Source organism: Photobacterium sp. WH24, from assembly GCF_019204055.1.
GTDB lineage: Bacteria > Pseudomonadota > Gammaproteobacteria > Enterobacterales > Vibrionaceae > Photobacterium > Photobacterium arenosum.
This window is the reverse complement of sequence record NZ_JAGSOZ010000001.1, coordinates 444,805-461,455: the sequence shown is the minus strand read 5'-3', so window position 1 is coordinate 461,455 and position 16,651 is coordinate 444,805. Positions and strand designations below refer to the sequence as shown.

The 16,651-nt window shown below is 49.3% G+C and carries 17 protein-coding genes; 6 read left to right on the top strand and 11 right to left on the bottom strand.

What is annotated here, in order from left to right; translation table 11 throughout:
* Window positions 1-8: 8 nt before the first annotated feature.
* Both KCG43_RS02000 and KCG43_RS01995 read right to left on the bottom strand, forming a co-directional pair.
* On the bottom strand, window positions 9-980 hold the full coding sequence (locus tag KCG43_RS02000; RefSeq protein ID WP_218383003.1) for a lytic transglycosylase domain-containing protein: 972 nt from the start codon (window positions 978-980) through the stop codon (window positions 9-11).
* 16 nt (window positions 981-996) lie between these two features.
* Window positions 997-1,278 carry a YcgL domain-containing protein gene (locus KCG43_RS01995; protein WP_192015226.1) on the bottom strand — a complete coding sequence of 94 codons (282 nt, stop codon included), beginning with the start codon at window positions 1,276-1,278 and terminating at the stop codon, window positions 997-999.
* A 238-nt stretch (window positions 1,279-1,516) separates the two neighbouring features.
* Between KCG43_RS01995 and minC the strand changes: the two genes are divergently transcribed.
* The 3 genes from minC to minE are packed head-to-tail and all read left to right on the top strand — an operon-like array spanning window position 1,517 to window position 3,281.
* Complete coding sequence (gene minC, locus KCG43_RS01990; RefSeq protein ID WP_161446324.1) at window positions 1,517-2,179, top strand: septum site-determining protein MinC; 663 nt, start codon at window positions 1,517-1,519, stop codon at window positions 2,177-2,179.
* 21 nt (window positions 2,180-2,200) lie between these two features.
* Window positions 2,201-3,013 (top strand): septum site-determining protein MinD, encoded by an 813-nt coding sequence (gene minD, locus KCG43_RS01985; protein WP_046222509.1) that lies wholly within the window; start codon window positions 2,201-2,203, stop codon window positions 3,011-3,013.
* A gap of 7 nt (window positions 3,014-3,020) precedes the next feature.
* The gene (gene minE / locus KCG43_RS01980) at window positions 3,021-3,281 is read left to right on the top strand and encodes a cell division topological specificity factor MinE (protein WP_027253478.1); all 261 of its coding nucleotides are present in this window, start codon (window positions 3,021-3,023) and stop codon (window positions 3,279-3,281) included.
* Window positions 3,282-3,344: 63 nt separating this feature from the next.
* Here minE and rnd read toward each other — a convergent pair whose 3' ends face one another.
* The 7 genes from rnd to KCG43_RS01945 form a co-directional block, all read right to left on the bottom strand.
* The gene (gene rnd / locus KCG43_RS01975) at window positions 3,345-4,466 is read right to left on the bottom strand and encodes a ribonuclease D (RefSeq protein ID WP_192015225.1); all 1,122 of its coding nucleotides are present in this window, start codon (window positions 4,464-4,466) and stop codon (window positions 3,345-3,347) included.
* A gap of 154 nt (window positions 4,467-4,620) precedes the next feature.
* Window positions 4,621-6,318: a long-chain-fatty-acid--CoA ligase FadD gene (gene fadD, locus KCG43_RS01970; protein ID WP_192015369.1), complete on the bottom strand. Its 1,698-nt coding sequence runs from the start codon at window positions 6,316-6,318 to the stop codon at window positions 4,621-4,623.
* A gap of 119 nt (window positions 6,319-6,437) precedes the next feature.
* A complete protein-coding gene (locus KCG43_RS01965) occupies window positions 6,438-7,355 on the bottom strand; it encodes an alpha/beta fold hydrolase (protein ID WP_255557824.1) in 918 nt (305 codons plus the stop codon).
* Between the two features lie 37 nt (window positions 7,356-7,392).
* Window positions 7,393-7,944 carry a Slp family lipoprotein gene (locus KCG43_RS01960; protein WP_303453540.1) on the bottom strand — a complete coding sequence of 184 codons (552 nt, stop codon included), beginning with the start codon at window positions 7,942-7,944 and terminating at the stop codon, window positions 7,393-7,395.
* A 56-nt stretch (window positions 7,945-8,000) separates the two neighbouring features.
* The gene (locus tag KCG43_RS01955) at window positions 8,001-8,297 is read right to left on the bottom strand and encodes a chromosome partitioning protein ParA (RefSeq protein WP_218382999.1); all 297 of its coding nucleotides are present in this window, start codon (window positions 8,295-8,297) and stop codon (window positions 8,001-8,003) included.
* 35 nt (window positions 8,298-8,332) lie between these two features.
* Window positions 8,333-9,037: a tRNA (adenosine(37)-N6)-threonylcarbamoyltransferase complex dimerization subunit type 1 TsaB gene (gene tsaB, locus KCG43_RS01950; protein ID WP_218382998.1), complete on the bottom strand. Its 705-nt coding sequence runs from the start codon at window positions 9,035-9,037 to the stop codon at window positions 8,333-8,335.
* Window positions 9,038-10,990 (bottom strand): ATP-dependent DNA helicase, encoded by a 1,953-nt coding sequence (locus KCG43_RS01945; RefSeq protein WP_192015222.1) that lies wholly within the window; start codon window positions 10,988-10,990, stop codon window positions 9,038-9,040. It abuts the gene before it with no gap.
* A gap of 189 nt (window positions 10,991-11,179) precedes the next feature.
* On the opposite strand from KCG43_RS01945, the gene purU reads away from it, so the two are divergent.
* Window positions 11,180-12,013 (top strand): formyltetrahydrofolate deformylase, encoded by an 834-nt coding sequence (gene purU, locus KCG43_RS01940; RefSeq protein ID WP_192015221.1) that lies wholly within the window; start codon window positions 11,180-11,182, stop codon window positions 12,011-12,013.
* A 53-nt stretch (window positions 12,014-12,066) separates the two neighbouring features.
* Here the strand turns inward: purU and KCG43_RS01935 are convergent, their stop codons facing one another.
* The gene (locus tag KCG43_RS01935) at window positions 12,067-12,648 is read right to left on the bottom strand and encodes a VOC family protein (RefSeq protein ID WP_218382996.1); all 582 of its coding nucleotides are present in this window, start codon (window positions 12,646-12,648) and stop codon (window positions 12,067-12,069) included.
* Window positions 12,649-13,041: 393 nt separating this feature from the next.
* Between KCG43_RS01935 and argS the strand changes: the two genes are divergently transcribed.
* Complete coding sequence (argS, locus tag KCG43_RS01930; RefSeq protein ID WP_218382993.1) at window positions 13,042-14,772, top strand: arginine--tRNA ligase; 1,731 nt, start codon at window positions 13,042-13,044, stop codon at window positions 14,770-14,772.
* A gap of 130 nt (window positions 14,773-14,902) precedes the next feature.
* Window positions 14,903-15,955 (top strand): GGDEF domain-containing protein, encoded by a 1,053-nt coding sequence (locus KCG43_RS01925; protein ID WP_192015218.1) that lies wholly within the window; start codon window positions 14,903-14,905, stop codon window positions 15,953-15,955.
* A 5-nt stretch (window positions 15,956-15,960) separates the two neighbouring features.
* On the opposite strand, the gene KCG43_RS01920 is transcribed toward KCG43_RS01925, so the two are convergent.
* Window positions 15,961-16,560 carry a DUF924 family protein gene (locus KCG43_RS01920; RefSeq protein ID WP_192015217.1) on the bottom strand — a complete coding sequence of 200 codons (600 nt, stop codon included), beginning with the start codon at window positions 16,558-16,560 and terminating at the stop codon, window positions 15,961-15,963.
* Window positions 16,561-16,651 lie beyond the last annotated feature (91 nt).

Below are 16,651 nucleotides of genomic sequence, written 5' to 3'. Positions count from 1 at the left end.
ATCCGCAGCTACCGAATACTGTCTGCCAGTGTACTGACGGCTAACGCAAAATAATGCGACCGGTTCCATTTCAGTAATGTTTGGTAATTACCGTACACTAAGTAAGCTCTGCCATGATTATCGTCTGGTTGCACCAGCCATGCATTGATATCTACCTTAGGTAGCGCAGTGCCATTCAAACGGCGCACACCCAGTTGATCCCACTCAGACAACGTTTTCATCTTTTGGGATTCCACACCTTTCAGGGTGTCGCTCAACCTATCAGGAACACGTACCTGGCGTCCCCATGTGTATTTGTCATCCCAACCTGATTTACTCAGGTAGTTGGCCGCAGAAGCAAAAACATCATCTTCCGTTTTCCAGATATCAGCTTTATCGTCGCCATTTCCGTCAACAGCAAAGGTCAGGTATGAGGTCGGCATAAACTGAGGCTGCCCCATGGCACCGGCCCAGGAGCCTTTCATATCCGCTGCAGTAATATGGCCTTGCTGTAAAATAGTTAAAGCCGCCATGACCTGCTCACGGAAGAAGGCTTCACGGCGACCTTCATAAGCAAGCGTCGTCAACGCTTCAATGACATTATACGAGCCGGTTAAGCGACCAAAATTACTTTCCACGCCCCACAATGCCACGATGAACCTGGGCTGAACACCATACTGACGCCCGATTCGCTCCAGTGCCGTTTTATGCTGCTGATAATACTTATTCGCCTGTTCAATTTTCCACTGGGGAACAGCTTTAGGTAAATATTCATCCAGTGTTAACTTCTTTTCTGGCTGATTTTTATCAGCTTTAACTGCACGTTCAATGAATGTGACATCAGCGAAGGCGGACTCAAGAATCGAATCATCTATCCCCTTCTCACGTGCTTCTTGTTTTAGCCCGGAGACATAATTATCAAAACTTTCATCAGCCGATACTATCGGTGATGCAAGGCCTAGTCCTAAGGACACAAAGACAGCTACCCATTGCTTACGCATATCCACCCTTTCATCGTCATGTATTATTTTCTGACTTATTTGCTTTGTATTCGTCTAGAAGGTTAGTCACAGGAGGCGGAATTTGCAGGTAATAACCCTGGGTAGAGAGCAACTCCCGTACCTTATTGATATCCGCCAACGCTAACTTCCTCTCATTACTCAGTTTTAGCACCATAACAAACTGAGGTGTACCAAAAGTGCTCAATAAGGCTTCAGGTACATCTGAAAAATCATCTTTGGTATTGATATATAAATAGGTGTTTTCTTTTTTAGAGCTTTTATAAATTGCACAAAACATGAGCTGACCTGCAGGTTACCAATCACCATTATCTGACCACAAAAAGCAGAAAACATTCCACCCCGAATCAGGATCAGGGTTCCTCTGCGTTCTGCGTTCACCATTGTGGCTATCATTTAAACTTTATACCGAACTCTGACAAGGAGAACTTGCTGAGACCTGCCTGGGAATATAACATGCTATAACCTATGTGATAACGTACCTGAGCGCGAAATTGTCCGCGTAAGATGAATAAGCCATGACAAAAACGGCAGAATTAAAAGGGGGCAGTTACACGCTCTCATCCTTACACTTGGCTGACGGCGGCTTAGAACAGGCAATCAGTTTCCTGAAGGACAAAGTGGAGCAGGCTCCGGCATTCTTTGCCCATGCGCCTCTGGTGATTGATGTCAGCCAGGCTGGCAGGGCACTTGATTTCGAACAACTTCGACAAGGCATTCAGGATGCGGGTATGATCCCCGTCGGGATCAGTGGCTGCAAGCCCTCTCACCTGCAAGCACAGGCGAAATCAGCCGGTTTTGCCATCATGAATGCCGCCAAGCAGGCCCGGGCCACCAGCCCGGTGATGGAGCCAGCAAAAGTGATTCGCACCCCGGTTAGATCGGGGCAACAGATTTATGCAAAAAATTGCGATCTCGTCGTATTGAATCATGTCAGCGCAGGTGCTGAAATTATTGCTGATGGATGTATCCATATTTATGGGTGTTTGCGTGGCCGGGCTATTGCCGGCGCCAGCGGCCAAACTCATGCTCAGATTTTCTGCCATAATTTACAGTCAGAGTTGATATCTATTGCTGGTAATTATTGGCTAAGTGACAAAATTCAAGACGCTTTTTGGGGAAAAAGTGTCGCTATCTCTCTGACTGACAACAATTTAAATATAGAGCATCTGGCTGTATAACTTTGAAAAGGAATAATACAGATGGCACGAATTATCGTGGTGACCTCAGGTAAAGGTGGGGTAGGTAAAACGACCTCCAGTGCGGCCATTGCGTCCGGCCTGGCCTTAAAAGGTAAAAAAACGGCCGTCATTGATTTTGATATCGGCCTGCGGAATCTGGACCTGATTATGGGCTGTGAACGCCGCGTTGTTTATGATTTCGTCAATGTTATCAATGGCGAGGCAAAACTTAATCAGGCGCTGATTAAAGACAAACGTGTAGACAACCTGTTCGTCTTGCCGGCTTCACAAACCCGTGACAAAGATGCCCTAAGTAAAGAAGGTGTCGAAAAAGTCTTGTCTGAATTAGATGCACTGGGTTTCGACTTTATCATCTGTGACTCACCGGCAGGCATAGAGACAGGCGCGCTGATGGCCTTATACTTTGCAGATGAGGCGATAGTCACTACCAACCCTGAAGTGGCCTCTGTGCGTGATTCAGACCGTATCCTTGGTATTCTCGACTCTAAATCCCGTCGAGCCGAAAACAGTGAATCACCGGTCAAGCAACATTTATTGCTGACTCGTTATAATCCTTCGCGTGTGGTTCATGGCGATATGCTCAGCGTCGCGGATGTTGAAGAAATTCTGCACATTCCACTGCTAGGCGTCATACCTGAGAGCCAATCTGTTCTGAATGCATCTAACAAAGGTGAACCCGTTATCCTGGACGCCGATTCAGATGCAGGTCAGGCATACCAGGACACAGTTGCACGCTTACTGGGTGAAGATCGCCCGTTCCGATTCTTAGAGGAAGAGAAAAAAGGCTTCCTGAAACGCATATTTGGAGGCTAACCACACTATGGCTTTGCTAGAGTTCTTCCGCCCCAAAAAACAGTCGACCGCGAGTGTGGCGAAAGAAAGGCTGCAGATCATTGTTGCTGAACGTCGCTCCGCGAGTATGGGTAATCCGAGTTATCTGCCCCAGCTCAAACAGGATATTCTTGAGGTTATCCGCCGTTACGTTGATGTCTCACCTGAGCATGTCACGGTACACCTCGATCAGAAAGAAGAAGACCTGTCGGTACTGGAACTCAATGTCACCCTGCCCGATGAAAAATAAAAAAATCCCCGGTTCGCCGGGGATTTTTTTCAGGTGTTAACTTGGTTTGTTACCGTACAAGCTTTAAGCCTGAACCAAAGGCAACACCCGATGAGCAAAAAGCGCTCTTCGCCAGCCAGACAACATTTCAGGCAACTGATCTTCAGGGCAGCCCTTCTTCCATGCCCAACTCAGCAACTGATTAATTTGCTTCTTCGAGGCAAGAAACTCCGTCGCCAGCCCTGTTTCTTTGGCCACGGCATTTACTTCATCTTTGATGCGTTTAACCATTTGTTTATAGCCGGGCATTTCCATCAAACGAAACAATGGCTGCGGATAATCCAACTGGCTCATTTTTTCAACGTCTTTCACAATGGAAATCAAACGATTACCATGTCTTTGAATCTCACGCTCATCAAAACCTTCCTGAGCCATAACTGCTTTTGAGGTGATCTCATAGCGAGCAATTTTCCAAAGATGCAGCTCTTTGAGCACAAAGTTAAGTGCCAGATCGCGCTTTCTCGCTTCCCGAAGACGCCAGGAAGCCAGCTTCTGTAAGATAGCCAATTGATTAGGGGATAGCTGCCAGGCATTCTTTATGTCTGTGTAAACTTGCTCCGGGTCGGGAACACGGCTGCGCTTTACCAGCATGGTTTCGCATTCCTGCCGCAGGGCATCCATCCACCCTTTCGCTTCCACTTTTGCCAAAAGCTGCTGATACAAAGGCAACAGATAAAAAACATCTGCGGCGGCATAATCAAGTTGCTTGTCACTCAGAGGACGAGCAAGCCAATTCGTTCTGGCTTCCCCTTTTTCCAACTCAACGCCCAGATATTCCTGCACTAAGGCACCAAATCCCGTCGACAAGCCGTGGCCGATAAAGGCCGCCATGATCTGAGTATCCAGCATAGGCGCGGGCATGCAGCCAGCAACAGACTGGAACACCTCCAGATCTTCACCACAGGCATGCAGCACTTTCACAACATCAGGATTTTGCATTAACGCCCATAACGGCGACATATCAGTCAGCTTGAGAGGATCAATCAAAGACAGAAGTTCGCCGTCATAAAGCTGGATCAGCCCCAACTGAGCAAACAGGGTCCGTGTACGAACAAATTCGGTATCCAACATTACCGCCTGTTGTTGACTTGCCTGCTGGCAAACCTCAGCCAGTCTGTCATTCGTGGTTATAATCTCAAATTTCAAAACTCACCTTTTTCAACATAACAAGCAGATACCAGCCTGTTTTCTCTGTGTTCTAACGCCATTCTCAGATGAATACTGGCTGCTGGCATAAAACAAAGTGCCGGCTATGTAAGCCGGCACTGAACCTGGAACAAGTTTATCCTAAAATTCAGGATTATGCTTGCGCTGTCTCTTTTTGCGCTACCTTCTCTGACTCTTCACGCAGTGCACGGCGCAGAATTTTACCGACATTGGTTTTCGGTAATTCATCTCTGAACTCCACCACTTTAGGCACTTTATAACCGGTCAAGTATTGACGGCAATGCGACAACAACTCTTCGCGGGTCAAGCTGGAATCGCGTTTCACAACACAAATCTTCACCACCTCGCCCGAAGCTTCATCCGGCTGACCGATTGCCGCCACTTCCAGCACTTTACTGTGCAAAGCGACAACATCTTCAACTTCATTGGGATACACATTGAAGCCAGAGACCAGGATCATATCTTTCTTACGGTCAACGATATGTAAGAAGCCGTCTTCGTCAAAGCGCACAACATCGCCTGTCGATAACCAGCCATCTTCTGTCAGCACCTCACGCGTTGCTTCAGGGCGCTGCCAGTAGCCTTTCATCACCTGAGGGCCATTGACCTGCAGTTCGCCGGTTTGATCCATGGCCAGAACGTTACCCTCTTCATCCACAATACGAATATCTGTCGAAGACACAGGCAGGCCAATCGAACCATTGTACTCAGTCAGGTTATGCGGATAAGCGGCCACCAACGGCGAACACTCAGTCAGGCCATACCCTTCCAGCAAATAGTTCTTTGTGGTTGCTAACCATTTCTCCGCAACGGCACGCTGTACAGCCATACCACCACCTACAGACAGATGCAGACGGCTGAAGTCCAGTTCAAGAAAATCTTCATTATTGAGCAGCGCATTGAACAGTGTGTTTACACCGGTCAGCGCAGTGAACGGATAGCGCTTCAGCTCTTTGACGAAAGCTGGAATATCCCTGGGATTGGTAATCAGCAGGTTCTGGCCGCCCATTTCAATGAACAGCAGACAGTTCACAGTAAGGGCAAAAACGTGATATAGCGGAAGCGCTGTAACCACCTGCTCACGACCATCATGCAAAATGGGTCCGTAGGCTGCTTTAGCCTGCAGCACATTGGCAATCATATTTCTGTGCGTCAGCACTGCGCCTTTCGCTACGCCGGTAGTCCCTCCGGTGTATTGCAGAAAAGCGATGTCCTCTCCTGAAATGAAAGGCTTCACGTATTGCATTCTGCGCCCGCGCTTCAGCGCATGATTCAGCGAGGTGGCATGCGGCAGGTGGTATTTAGGGACCATCTTTTTAATGTGCTTCACCACAAAATTAACCAGAGTGCCTTTGGGCCGGGAAAGTTGATCCCCCAGACTGGTTAAAATGACATGCTCAACACTGGTTTTTTCGACAATTTTCTCCAGCGTATGAGCGAAGTTCGACACAATCACAATGGCTTTTGCACCAGAGTCATTCAGTTGATGCTCCAGTTCACGAGGTGTGTATAGTGGGTTAACATTAACCACCACACAACCCGCACGGAGAATACCGAACAGCGCGATAGGATACTGAAGCAGGTTTGGCATCATGACAGCCACCCGATCACCCTTTTCGAGCTTCAGGTCATTTTGCAGATAAGCCGCAAATGCACGACTGCGTTCTTCCAGCTTTCTGAAAGTCATCACCTGACCCATATTGATATAGGCCGTTTGATCGGAATATTTCTGGACGGACTGTTCAAACAGTTCAACCAATGACGAGTAAGTATCAGGGTTGATTTCAGCCGGTACATCATCCGGATAGCGGTTAAGCCAAACCTTATCCACCATGCACTCTCCTTATATTTATTAGGGCTTAAAGCGCCAAAAATGGCTGTAGCGGGACATTCAAACACTTGTTCTATACAAGCATTACAGCACAATTAACATTGAATTAACACAACTGATTAGACCAGCTTATTGATTTTTGAACTGAGCAGCAAAATCTGCTCACAAACAAGCTGAGGGCTATCAAGATGACAGTGATGACCACCGGGTACCACTATTTGCCCGGCCTGTTTCAGCCATGACAAGCCAGCATCCGGTTCTTTCAGATAGGAAAAGCCTTTATCACCGATCACTGACAATACCGGACACTCAATTTGCCGCATCAGCGCCTTAACCTGTTCCTTTGTCATCCTGAACAACGAATCGCAACGCAATTTATCGTCATGACGCCAGTACCAGTGTTTGCCGTCGGTATAGGTCGCTCGCTGAACCAGCGGCCTGAGCTGATCGGGTGTCAATCTGTTTACCCGACAACGAACAGATAATGCGGCCTGAAACGAATCCAGTTTAAATTCTGCAGACTGACGCTGCCTGCGCCGCATCCGGCTTTCAATGCCCTGACGCAGCCTTTCAGGCACCCGTTCAGCGCTTTCATGGAGTGGCGCAAGCCCTTCGATCAGCACCAGTCCAGTGACCGATTCGGGAAAGGCCCCAGCATAGGCTGCCGCAACCAGCGCCCCCAAAGAATGGCCAACCAACATAAGGTTTTGAGATGACAGAGACTGTATGATCTGAGCCAGATCGTCGACATAGTCCATGAAATAATAATAATTATCTGTCTGGCGATGTGCAGACAGACCATGCCCGGGCCAGTCGACAGCAACCAGATTGAACCTCACGGCCAGTGGCTCAAACAGCACAGCAAAGCTGGCAGCGTTATCGTGCCAGCCGTGCAGAAACAAGAGCGTAGGACGACGCCTTTCGGCATCGCTTATCGGAATGAGCTTGCCTCGCTGTATACTTTCCCGGCAAGGAGAAAAAGACGTGATTACCGCCAGCTCAGTGTCAGCAAGCGGTAATCGGCTTTCGTACATCATAGTCAGTTTCGCTGTTCAATCAGGCAGGTCGTCGTAACTAAGGAGTAACGCGGTACTGGACATCCAGATTATCTGGCCGTAAACCATAGTGGATATACTGACAGCGGATACCAAGGCAGCGGTAGTAGGCACTCACATCATCAACACGGATCTGCTCTTTGATTTGCCAGATCTGCTGACCTTTAGCAAACACCACAGGATAGGTGTAATCGAAATCACCAATCTTACCCACCTCGCTGCCACGCAGCTGACCGGCAACGGTCACCAGTTTACCCTGAGCGTATTCGATAGGGTCGGCAAAACCATCAACATAAGCAATAAATCGCCCCTGAGGCGACGCTTTCAATTCAGGCTTGCCTGATTCATCTATAGGCAAGCTGGCTATTTCCAGCCGCGTACGTGACGCTTCATTGACCACTGAGGCAATCACGCCTCCCAGGCGCACCTCTTTACCCTGTACACCCTGAGGGTCTTCAATCACTTGGGTTAAGTCAGTTACTGGTGTTTCGGTCGATGTTTGCAGACTGTCTGGCAGTTGACTGCAACCACTCAATACCATCAAGGCAAATGCCAATATAGATTTTTTCACCACAGGATCCTTGTTAAAAAAGAAATTCGCGTCTGATGCTCTGCCGGCATCGAAGCTCAAACGTAGAAATCCACGCCTAACAAATGAGAGTATTCTTCCCTTTTAGCCTGATGCAGCACATCGAGATAAGCCGACAATGCCTGCTTATTTTTCCCCTGCGGGCTGTCGTACTGCACTCTGGCCTGAACCTCTTCAATAAAAGCCGGATCCTTGATCGTTTCCGCCACCGCTTTAGCAACCACAGTCGGCTGAGAAACAGGCGCAGCTGTCTGCTCAGCCTTTCGCTGTTTATCGGTTCGCTTCGGCCGTTGCGGCGCCTGCGTTGCTGTCGGTATACGGGGTATGTTGACCATATTGACCTGTGTGTCTTGTTAGCTGTGAATACGCATTATTCACGGCCGGGCAATTTTTTCCACGTTACTTCATCACGCAGATAGACAGGGCTGGCATGTTCAGCGTCTACGGCTTCACCACGCTGCAGAGCAAATTGAGCCAGCCATGCCATATCCTGGGCTTCAGGGTAAAGCACTGTGCTGGCCTGCTTTTCGACAGCCAAAGCCTGTAATTGTTCCTGATAGGTTTGCCAGCCAGTACCTGCAGTAAACCAACGGGTATCCGGTACAGAGATCAATCGCTGCTCTACCCGTTCAGGACGCAATACGGCTTCTTCACCGAGCACATGCCAGTCACCATCTTGCTGACGCTGATATTGCCCCCAGTAAATTTCGCCCATCCGCGCATCGATAGCAGCCAGGGTATGGCAAGCCTGATGTAAACGGTAGCTTCCCTGAGACATTGCAGCCAGTGTCGACACACCGACCATAGGCAAATCGGCACCAAATGCCAGCCCCTGAGCGATACCTATGCCAATCCGCACACCGGTGAAACTCCCCGGGCCACGACCGAACGCCAGCGCATCTAACTGGGTTAAACGCAAATCCGCTTCGGCGAGGACTTCATCAACCATAGGCAAAATTTTGGTGGTATGTTCACGCGGCGCAAATTCGCAACGCGCAATCACTTCACTGCCCACTAAAAGCGCAACAGAACAATTTTCAGTCGCGGTATCAACCGCTAAAATCTTACTGCTCATTCAAGCCTCTGAATGCTGGCTGTCGGCTGCTTGCTGCTCGGCGTGCAGTCCAGACAGAAATTGTCCGACACCGTCAACATCCCGCGTACGGGGGATCGGCGGCAGACTTCTTAAAAATACAGCGCCATAAGGGCGCGTGACCAAACGATTATCGCAGATAACCAGCACGCCTTTATCCTGCTGGTCACGGATTAACCGGCCTACCCCCTGCTTGAGGGTGATCACCGCATCCGGTATCTGCACTTGCGCGAAGGGGTCCCCGCCACGCAGACGACAATCTTCTATCCGCGCCTTCAATAATGGGTCATCCGGCGCGGTAAAGGGAAGTTTGTCGATAATAACACAGCTCAGCGCCTGCCCTCTAACATCAATACCTTCCCAGAACGCACCTGTTGCAATAAGCAGCGCATTTCCCAATTCCAGATATTCTGAAAGCAGTTTTTGCTTACTGGTTTCTCCCTGAACCAGCACAGGCAAATCCAGGCAGGCGCGAAAGCCTTCAGCAAGATCCCGTACCATCTGGTGCGAGGTACAAAGGAAAAAACACCGCCCCTGGTTGGCCTCAATCACAGGTGCCATCAGAGTCACCAGTTTGGCCGCCAGTCCGTGACTGTTGGGTTCTGGTAAAAAACGGGGAACACACAGCAACGCCTGCTGCTGATAATCAAACGGGCTGGTCAGCGACATCTGTTCCGCAGGCTGCAGCCCTAAACGATGACTGAAATGGCTGAAATCTTCATCAACAGCCAGTGTCGCAGAGGTAAAGATCCAGGCGCCTTTTTGCTTTTCTATCTGCTCATGAAACTTCTCTGCGACCGACAGCGGCGTAATATGCAAAGTAAAATGGCGGGGGGTGCATTCATACCAGTAGGAATAGCCGGTGATCGAGGTATCACACAAGCGTGTCAGTCTGGCTTTAAGCAAGGTGGTTCGTTCAAATGCGGCGTCCAGCAACTCACTGCGGCCAAGTGCCAGTTTGAGCACGTCATGTGCCAGATCCAGTGCATCATTCAGCCTCGTCAGCTCCCGTTGAATGGCCGGGCTGTTCACCGCCTCACGCCAGTTGCCGCGATAGCCGGGTTCGCCCATCACCAATCGCATATCAGCAGCGGCCTGACTCAGCCGGTCTGCGGTTTTTTCCAGCTGACGCATATCTCGTGCTTCAGTGCGATAACCGATAGTAATGTCTTTCGCCAGTTCCTGCAGTTGTCTGCTCGACAGACTTTGGCCGAAATACTGGCTGGCAATATCGGGGATCTGATGGGCTTCATCGAAAATAAACACATCCGCTTCCGGGATCAGCTCGCCAAAGCCTGTTTCTTTAATGGCCAGATCCGCCATGAACAAATGGTGGTTAACCACTACAACATCCGCATCCATGGCTTTTCGCCTGGCTTTCACGACAAAGCAGTCTTCAAAAGACGGGCACTCTCGCCCCAGGCAATTGTCGTTGGTTGAAGTGATAGTCGGAATCACCGGGCTGTCTTCGGCAATGGAATCACATTCGCTGATATCACCGGTTTTGGTAGCTGAAGACCAGCTGCGGATCGTCACCAGCTGGCTCAGCATGCCCTGATCGACAAAGCCACCATGGCTTTCGGTGATCTGACGGCTGAGCCTGTCGAGACAGAGATAATTTGAGCGCCCTTTCAGTAACGCCACTTTCCCTGTATAGCCCAGCGCCTGGGTCATCAAAGGTAAATCCCGGTAGAAAAGCTGTTCCTGCAGGTTTTTCGAGCCTGTGCTGATAATGGTTTTATGGCCCTTGAACAACGCCGGCACCAGATACGCAAAGGTTTTGCCTGTGCCTGTACCCGCTTCTACCACCAGTTGCTGCTGGTGTTTAATTGCCCGCCCGACCGCTTCTGCCATATCAATCTGTGGCTGACGTGCCTGAAAGCCAGGTATCGCCTTTTCCAATGCACCGCCGGGTTGAAAGAATTTTGCAATCATGAAAGCCAATCTATTGGTTATTTATCCAGTATCTTTCGGGATTATGCCAAGATTACCCCGTAACAGCCAGCGGCAGTTGCCAGGAAAAATTATTGAGTCAGATCACAAAATCTTTTGACGTCGAAATCAAAGCCATGTAAAAAATTAATGACACAACTAATACATATATGCACGCAACATAAGGACACCATGGAAAAGAAAACCCTGCTCACCGATTGCCCGGATGCCATGGGATTGATTTCTAAGATCACCAACATCTGCTACAAACACCAGCTCAACATTATCCACAACAAAGAGTTTGTCGATCACCGCCATCGGCAGTTCTTTATGCGTACTGAGCTGGAAGGGGTGTTTAACGATGAAACCTTTCTGTTCGATCTGGATCGCGCCCTGCCTGAAGGCAGCCACCGCCGTCTGGTGAGCTCTGCTCGCAAGAAAGTCGTGATTATGGTGACCAAAGAAGCACACTGCCTGGGCGATATCCTGGTAAAAGCCTATGACGGCACACTGGATATTGACATTGCAGCTGTCGTTGGTAACTACGACAAACTGGCTGGCCTGGTGGAAAAGTTTGATATCCCCTTCCACCATGTCTGCCATGAAGGTTTAAGTCGTGAAGAGCATGAAGCCAAATTACTTGACTGTGTAAACCAGTATTCACCCGATTATGTGGTGCTGGCAAAATACATGCGTATTCTGACGCCTGGTTTTGTCGCTCAGTTTCCGCACCGGATTATCAATATTCATCACAGTTTCCTTCCGGCATTTATTGGCGCGAAACCTTACTTGCAAGCCTATGAACGCGGGGTGAAAATCATTGGTGCCACGGCCCACTTCGTCACCAATGATTTGGATGAAGGCCCTATCATTACCCAGAACGTCATTCCGGTTGATCATAACTACAGTGCAGAAGACATGGCCCGTTCAGGACGTGATGTCGAAAAGTCTGTTCTGAGCAAGGCACTCAGCCTGGTAGTAGAAGACAAGGTGTTTGTTTACGGCAATCGTACCGTGGTGCTGTAAACCTGTGGCGGAAAAGTGTTCATCGCTTCTCCGCCCTGGCTTTATGGCTCAGATCAGCCTTCACTCTCAATCACAGCTTTCAGCGAACACGGGTGCAGCTTAATGCATACCCCGTCCTTCTTAAACGCAAAGGTCGGGTTAGCCAGCCGCTCTTTCTCTCCTGCCGGTGAACTTGCTTTCACATCAATACCGGCTTGCTTCAAGTTGTCCCAGTCCAATCCGGGAAAACGCGCATCCAGAACCACTTTTAATTCCTCTGTGGTGGACGCCTGACAAGGCACCACAAATTCAACATGCTCCCACCCCTGAACCGGGTATGCTTTATCGCCCGGGTAAGGCAGCTCCAGTGCTTCAATCTGCCATTGGCCCGCTTGCACAGGCTGATGAAAACCAATCACAACAATAGGACGACCATTGATCACATTGGTTGACCACTCTTCACCGTATGCCAGCCATGCCTGATGCAATGCCGTCGCTAACGCAGTACTATTTACGCGCAGGGCAATGTGGTCTGCCTGACAGGCTGAAAGATCCAACCCCAGTAGTTCAGCAAGCCTCTCAATTTTACCCATAAATTCAGGTAATTGTGCCAGCATCTGCTCCGGTTGCAGATTTGCCTGCTGTAAATCTTGCATGTGATTTCTCCTCACTGATCTCAGGTCACCCATTATCCACAGAATCTTTGCCAGCAAAAGCCTTGAGCAACAAGCCTTCAGCCAGCCATAGCAATGAGAAAAATTTCAGCTTCTATCGCCTTTTCACCTTGCCAACTGCCCTGTGTTTATGGGTATTATTACGGCTAACTATTTTTAGTATCCATGCAGCCGCCTTTGCAGCCAGCAAGCTCCCGTCAGCACTACCCGGATGACCTTTTTAAAAACATCAGACAGGGTTGTTTTCACCTTTTCTGGTGTATTGCTGACCACGCTTCTGACCGGTTCAGGTGTAAGACGTAACTGCATAGCTTATTGAATACCCAAGACTTTTGCCTGCCTGTCAGGCTACAGACCGATTTAAAGGATAGACGTGTGAACATTCAAGCACTCATTAACGATAAAGTTTCCCTGGCGCTCGAAGCGGCCGGTGCCCCGGCAGGCAGCCCGGCAGCTGTTCGTCAGTCAGCCAAAGCACAGTTCGGTGATTACCAGGCCAACGGTGTGATGGGTGTTGCGAAAAAACTGGGAGCTAACCCGCGCGAGTTTGCACAAAAAGTCATCGATCAACTCGATCTGGGCGATATCGCAGAGAAAGTCGAGATCGCCGGTCCTGGTTTCATTAACATCTTTCTGAATAAAACCTGGCTGGCCGAGCGTGCAGAAGCGGCACTGACTGATGCCCGCCTGGGTGTGGCCACGCAGGAAAAACAAAATATCGTTGTCGACTATTCGGCACCCAATGTCGCCAAAGAAATGCACGTTGGTCACCTGCGCTCCACCATCATTGGTGATGCTGTGGTTCGTACACTGGAGTTTCTGGGACATAACGTCATTCGCGCCAACCACATAGGCGACTGGGGAACTCAGTTCGGCATGTTGATTGCCAACCTGGAACGTGTTCAGCAAGAATCTGGCGAGATTTCTATGGAACTGGCTGATCTGGAAGCTTTTTATCGTGAGTCGAAAAAACTGTACGATGAAGATGAAGCCTTTGCAGAACGCGCCCGTAACTATGTAGTGAAGCTGCAAAGTGGCGATCAGTACTGTGCTGATATGTGGAAGAAACTGGTCGACGTGACCATGGAGCAAAACCAGTATAACTATGATCGTCTGAATGTATCCCTGACCCGTGACAATGTGATGGGCGAGTCCATGTACAACGATATGCTGGCAGGGATTGTCGCCGATCTGAAAGCAAAGGGGCTGGCCGTAGAAGACGATGGCGCTCAGGTTGTTTTCCTGGATGAGTTCAAAAACAAAGATGGTGAGCCTATGGGGGTTATCATCCAGAAACGTGACGGCGGTTTCCTGTACACAACCACGGATATTGCCTGTGCGAAATACCGCTACGAGCATTTCAATGCCAACCGGGTGCTTTACTTTATCGATTCACGCCAGCACCAACACCTGATGCAGGCATGGACGATTGTCCGCAAAGCAGGTTACATCCCTGACGATGTGTCGCTGGAGCACCACGCTTTCGGTATGATGCTGGCTAAAGACGGTCGTCCGTTCAAAACACGCTCTGGCGGTACCGTTCGTCTGGCTGATCTGCTGGATGAAGCAGAATCACGCGCTAAGGTACTGATCGAAGAGAAGAACCCTGAGCTGGATGCGGCTGAGAAAACCAAGATTGCATCGACCGTCGCCATGGCCGCGGTGAAGTATGCTGATCTGTCCAAACACCGTACCACAGATTACGTGTTCGACTGGGAGAACATGCTGGCCTTCGAAGGCAATACAGCACCTTACATGCAATACGCCTACACCCGTGTCATTTCTGTATTTAAACGCGCAGGCCTGAACGAAAGTGAGCTGACACACCCAGTTGTGATCAATGGCGAGAAAGAGCAAGTGCTGCTGTCAAAACTGCTGCAATTTGAAGAAGCCGTGGAAACCGTGGCCCGTGAAGGCCATCCGCACGTTATGTGCAGCTACCTGTTTGAGCTGGCGGGGAATTTCTCCAGCTTCTATGAAGCCTGCCCGATTCTGAATGCCGATGAACCGGTCAAGCACAGCCGTCTGAAACTGGCGCTGCTGACAGCGAAAACCATCAAACAAGGTCTGGATTTACTGGGTATTGACACACTGGAACGTATGTAATCTGGCAGAACATCACATTTATCTAATTAAGCAAAGCTAAACATGCACAGCCTTCTGAGGTATCCTTAGAAGGCTTTTTTTGGCACAAATTTTTGGATACCGGCCTTTTTCTGTTACATGGAATGTTGCAATGAGCCTCAATGACTCACACGAAACCGACGACGGTATGACTGACGAATTTCTCACGTCAACTCAGACCTTGCGTAAAGCCATTCCACTGATGATCAAACATAAAGTCCCGACGACACCGGTGAATTACGCACTGTGGTACAGCTATACCACGAATCAGAATCCGATTCTCACTCAGGCCATAGACCAGAGTTTAGCGCAATACGGGCATTGTCCTCCCAGCCTGAGTGATTCGCTTTACCGAACCCATCTGGCTCATCACCCTGCCAGTGAGCAAGGGCAGGTAAGCCATAGCCTGCAAGCCATCATGGATGAACTTTGCCACACCATGAACGGATCTCAAAAAGAAACGCAGGCATTCCATCAAGCGTTATCCCGGACCTGCCAGCGGCTGAGCCAGAAAGCCGATCAGGGTGTCAACGTGCACGAAGCCAATGATTTGGTACAAGAATTACTGGATGAATCCAGACACATGCATCAATCCAGTACGCTTATGAACCAGCAATTGGAAAACGCTAATAAAGAAATTGAGAACCTGAGAAAAGCTCTGAAAGACAGCCTCAAATGTGCCAACGAAGATCCCTTGACCGGACTACTCAACCGACGCGCCTTTCAGCAAGACCTCAGCAGTTGTATCCAGCACGGCACACCTTTCAGTCTGGTCTTGCTGGATATTGATAACTTTAAAACCTTCAATGATGAATTTGGCCATTTAATGGGCGATAAAGTACTCTGCTCTGTTGCCCGCCACCTTCAATTCTGGTGCGAGCAAGGTATGCAGGCCTATCGCTACGGTGGCGAAGAGTTCGTTATTATCTTACCTGGCACTAACCTGCAACAAAGCAGAGACAAAGCAGAAAAATTACGTAAAACCCTCTCCGGCATTGCCGTGCAGGACAAACAATCGGGAAATACCGTCAGCTCTATTACTGCATCGTTTGGCATTGCAGAACAAACAGGAAAAGAAAACGGTCTGGCAGTGCTGGCCAGAGCCGACAAGTATCTGCTGCAGGCAAAAAATCTTGGCCGGAACCGGGTACTGCCTGTCTTATAACCCATTTACTGCCCGTATCTCGGGCCATGATGCAGATAGCTGATCTCATCTTGTGTCGATAATCTGCCGCAAACGGCATTGCGGTGCGGAAAGCGGCCGAAATCTTTGATGACCTGGAAATGACTGACAGCATACTGATAGAAGTCGTCAAATTCTGGCTTATGCTCTTTCATGACCTCCTGCCGCAATTGGTCAAAACGAAACACACTCTCTTCCTGATCTTCCAATGCTTCTGAGTGCTCTAACGGCAAATAAAAGAACACTCTCTCAATAGGGGCTAACGCACGATCAAAATTCTTCGCCAGCCCGCGTTTACATATGGCCTGTGCCAATGAATCATAGCGGAAAGCGGCTGCCAACCCCCGATAGATGTTACGACTGAACTGATCAAGCAAAATAATCAGCGCCAGCGTCCCCTTAGGCGTTTCTGTCCACGCATTCAATTCACCCCGACCAGCACGGCTGACCAGATCCCTGAAACGTTCGGTGATTTCACAGTCTACTGCATCCCCGCCTTTAAACCACAGTGCCTGTTTATCTAGTTCGGTAACTTCCCCTTTGAGATTTCCGAACCAATAGGTAAGCACTTCCTCACACTCTGCCATGGTTTCCTCCTGCTTGTTCATAACAATAACTCTGAGATAATTAAGCCGCTTTCGTGCTTATACGTTCTAGTTTATCCTAGGGTGAGCTTGC

What these genes read in the sequence shown, in the direction of transcription:
- minD (WP_046222509.1), top strand. Translation starts at nt 2,201, where the DNA reads ATGGCACGAATTATCGTGGTGACCTCAGGTAAAGGTGGGGTAGGTAAA.
- KCG43_RS01995 (WP_192015226.1), bottom strand. Translation starts at nt 1,278, where the DNA reads ATGTTTTGTGCAATTTATAAAAGCTCTAAAAAAGAAAACACCTATTTA.
- minC (WP_161446324.1), top strand. Translation starts at nt 1,517, where the DNA reads ATGACAAAAACGGCAGAATTAAAAGGGGGCAGTTACACGCTCTCATCC.
- KCG43_RS01955 (WP_218382999.1), bottom strand. Translation starts at nt 8,297, where the DNA reads ATGGTCAACATACCCCGTATACCGACAGCAACGCAGGCGCCGCAACGG.
- minE (WP_027253478.1), top strand. Translation starts at nt 3,021, where the DNA reads ATGGCTTTGCTAGAGTTCTTCCGCCCCAAAAAACAGTCGACCGCGAGT.
- tsaB (WP_218382998.1), bottom strand. Translation starts at nt 9,037, where the DNA reads ATGAGCAGTAAGATTTTAGCGGTTGATACCGCGACTGAAAATTGTTCT.
- KCG43_RS01945 (WP_192015222.1), bottom strand. Translation starts at nt 10,990, where the DNA reads ATGATTGCAAAATTCTTTCAACCCGGCGGTGCATTGGAAAAGGCGATA.
- KCG43_RS01920 (WP_192015217.1), bottom strand. Translation starts at nt 16,560, where the DNA reads ATGGCAGAGTGTGAGGAAGTGCTTACCTATTGGTTCGGAAATCTCAAA.
- KCG43_RS01925 (WP_192015218.1), top strand. Translation starts at nt 14,903, where the DNA reads ATGAGCCTCAATGACTCACACGAAACCGACGACGGTATGACTGACGAA.
- KCG43_RS01935 (WP_218382996.1), bottom strand. Translation starts at nt 12,648, where the DNA reads ATGCAAGATTTACAGCAGGCAAATCTGCAACCGGAGCAGATGCTGGCA.
- KCG43_RS02000 (WP_218383003.1), bottom strand. Translation starts at nt 980, where the DNA reads ATGCGTAAGCAATGGGTAGCTGTCTTTGTGTCCTTAGGACTAGGCCTT.
- purU (WP_192015221.1), top strand. Translation starts at nt 11,180, where the DNA reads ATGGAAAAGAAAACCCTGCTCACCGATTGCCCGGATGCCATGGGATTG.
- KCG43_RS01965 (WP_255557824.1), bottom strand. Translation starts at nt 7,355, where the DNA reads ATGATGTACGAAAGCCGATTACCGCTTGCTGACACTGAGCTGGCGGTA.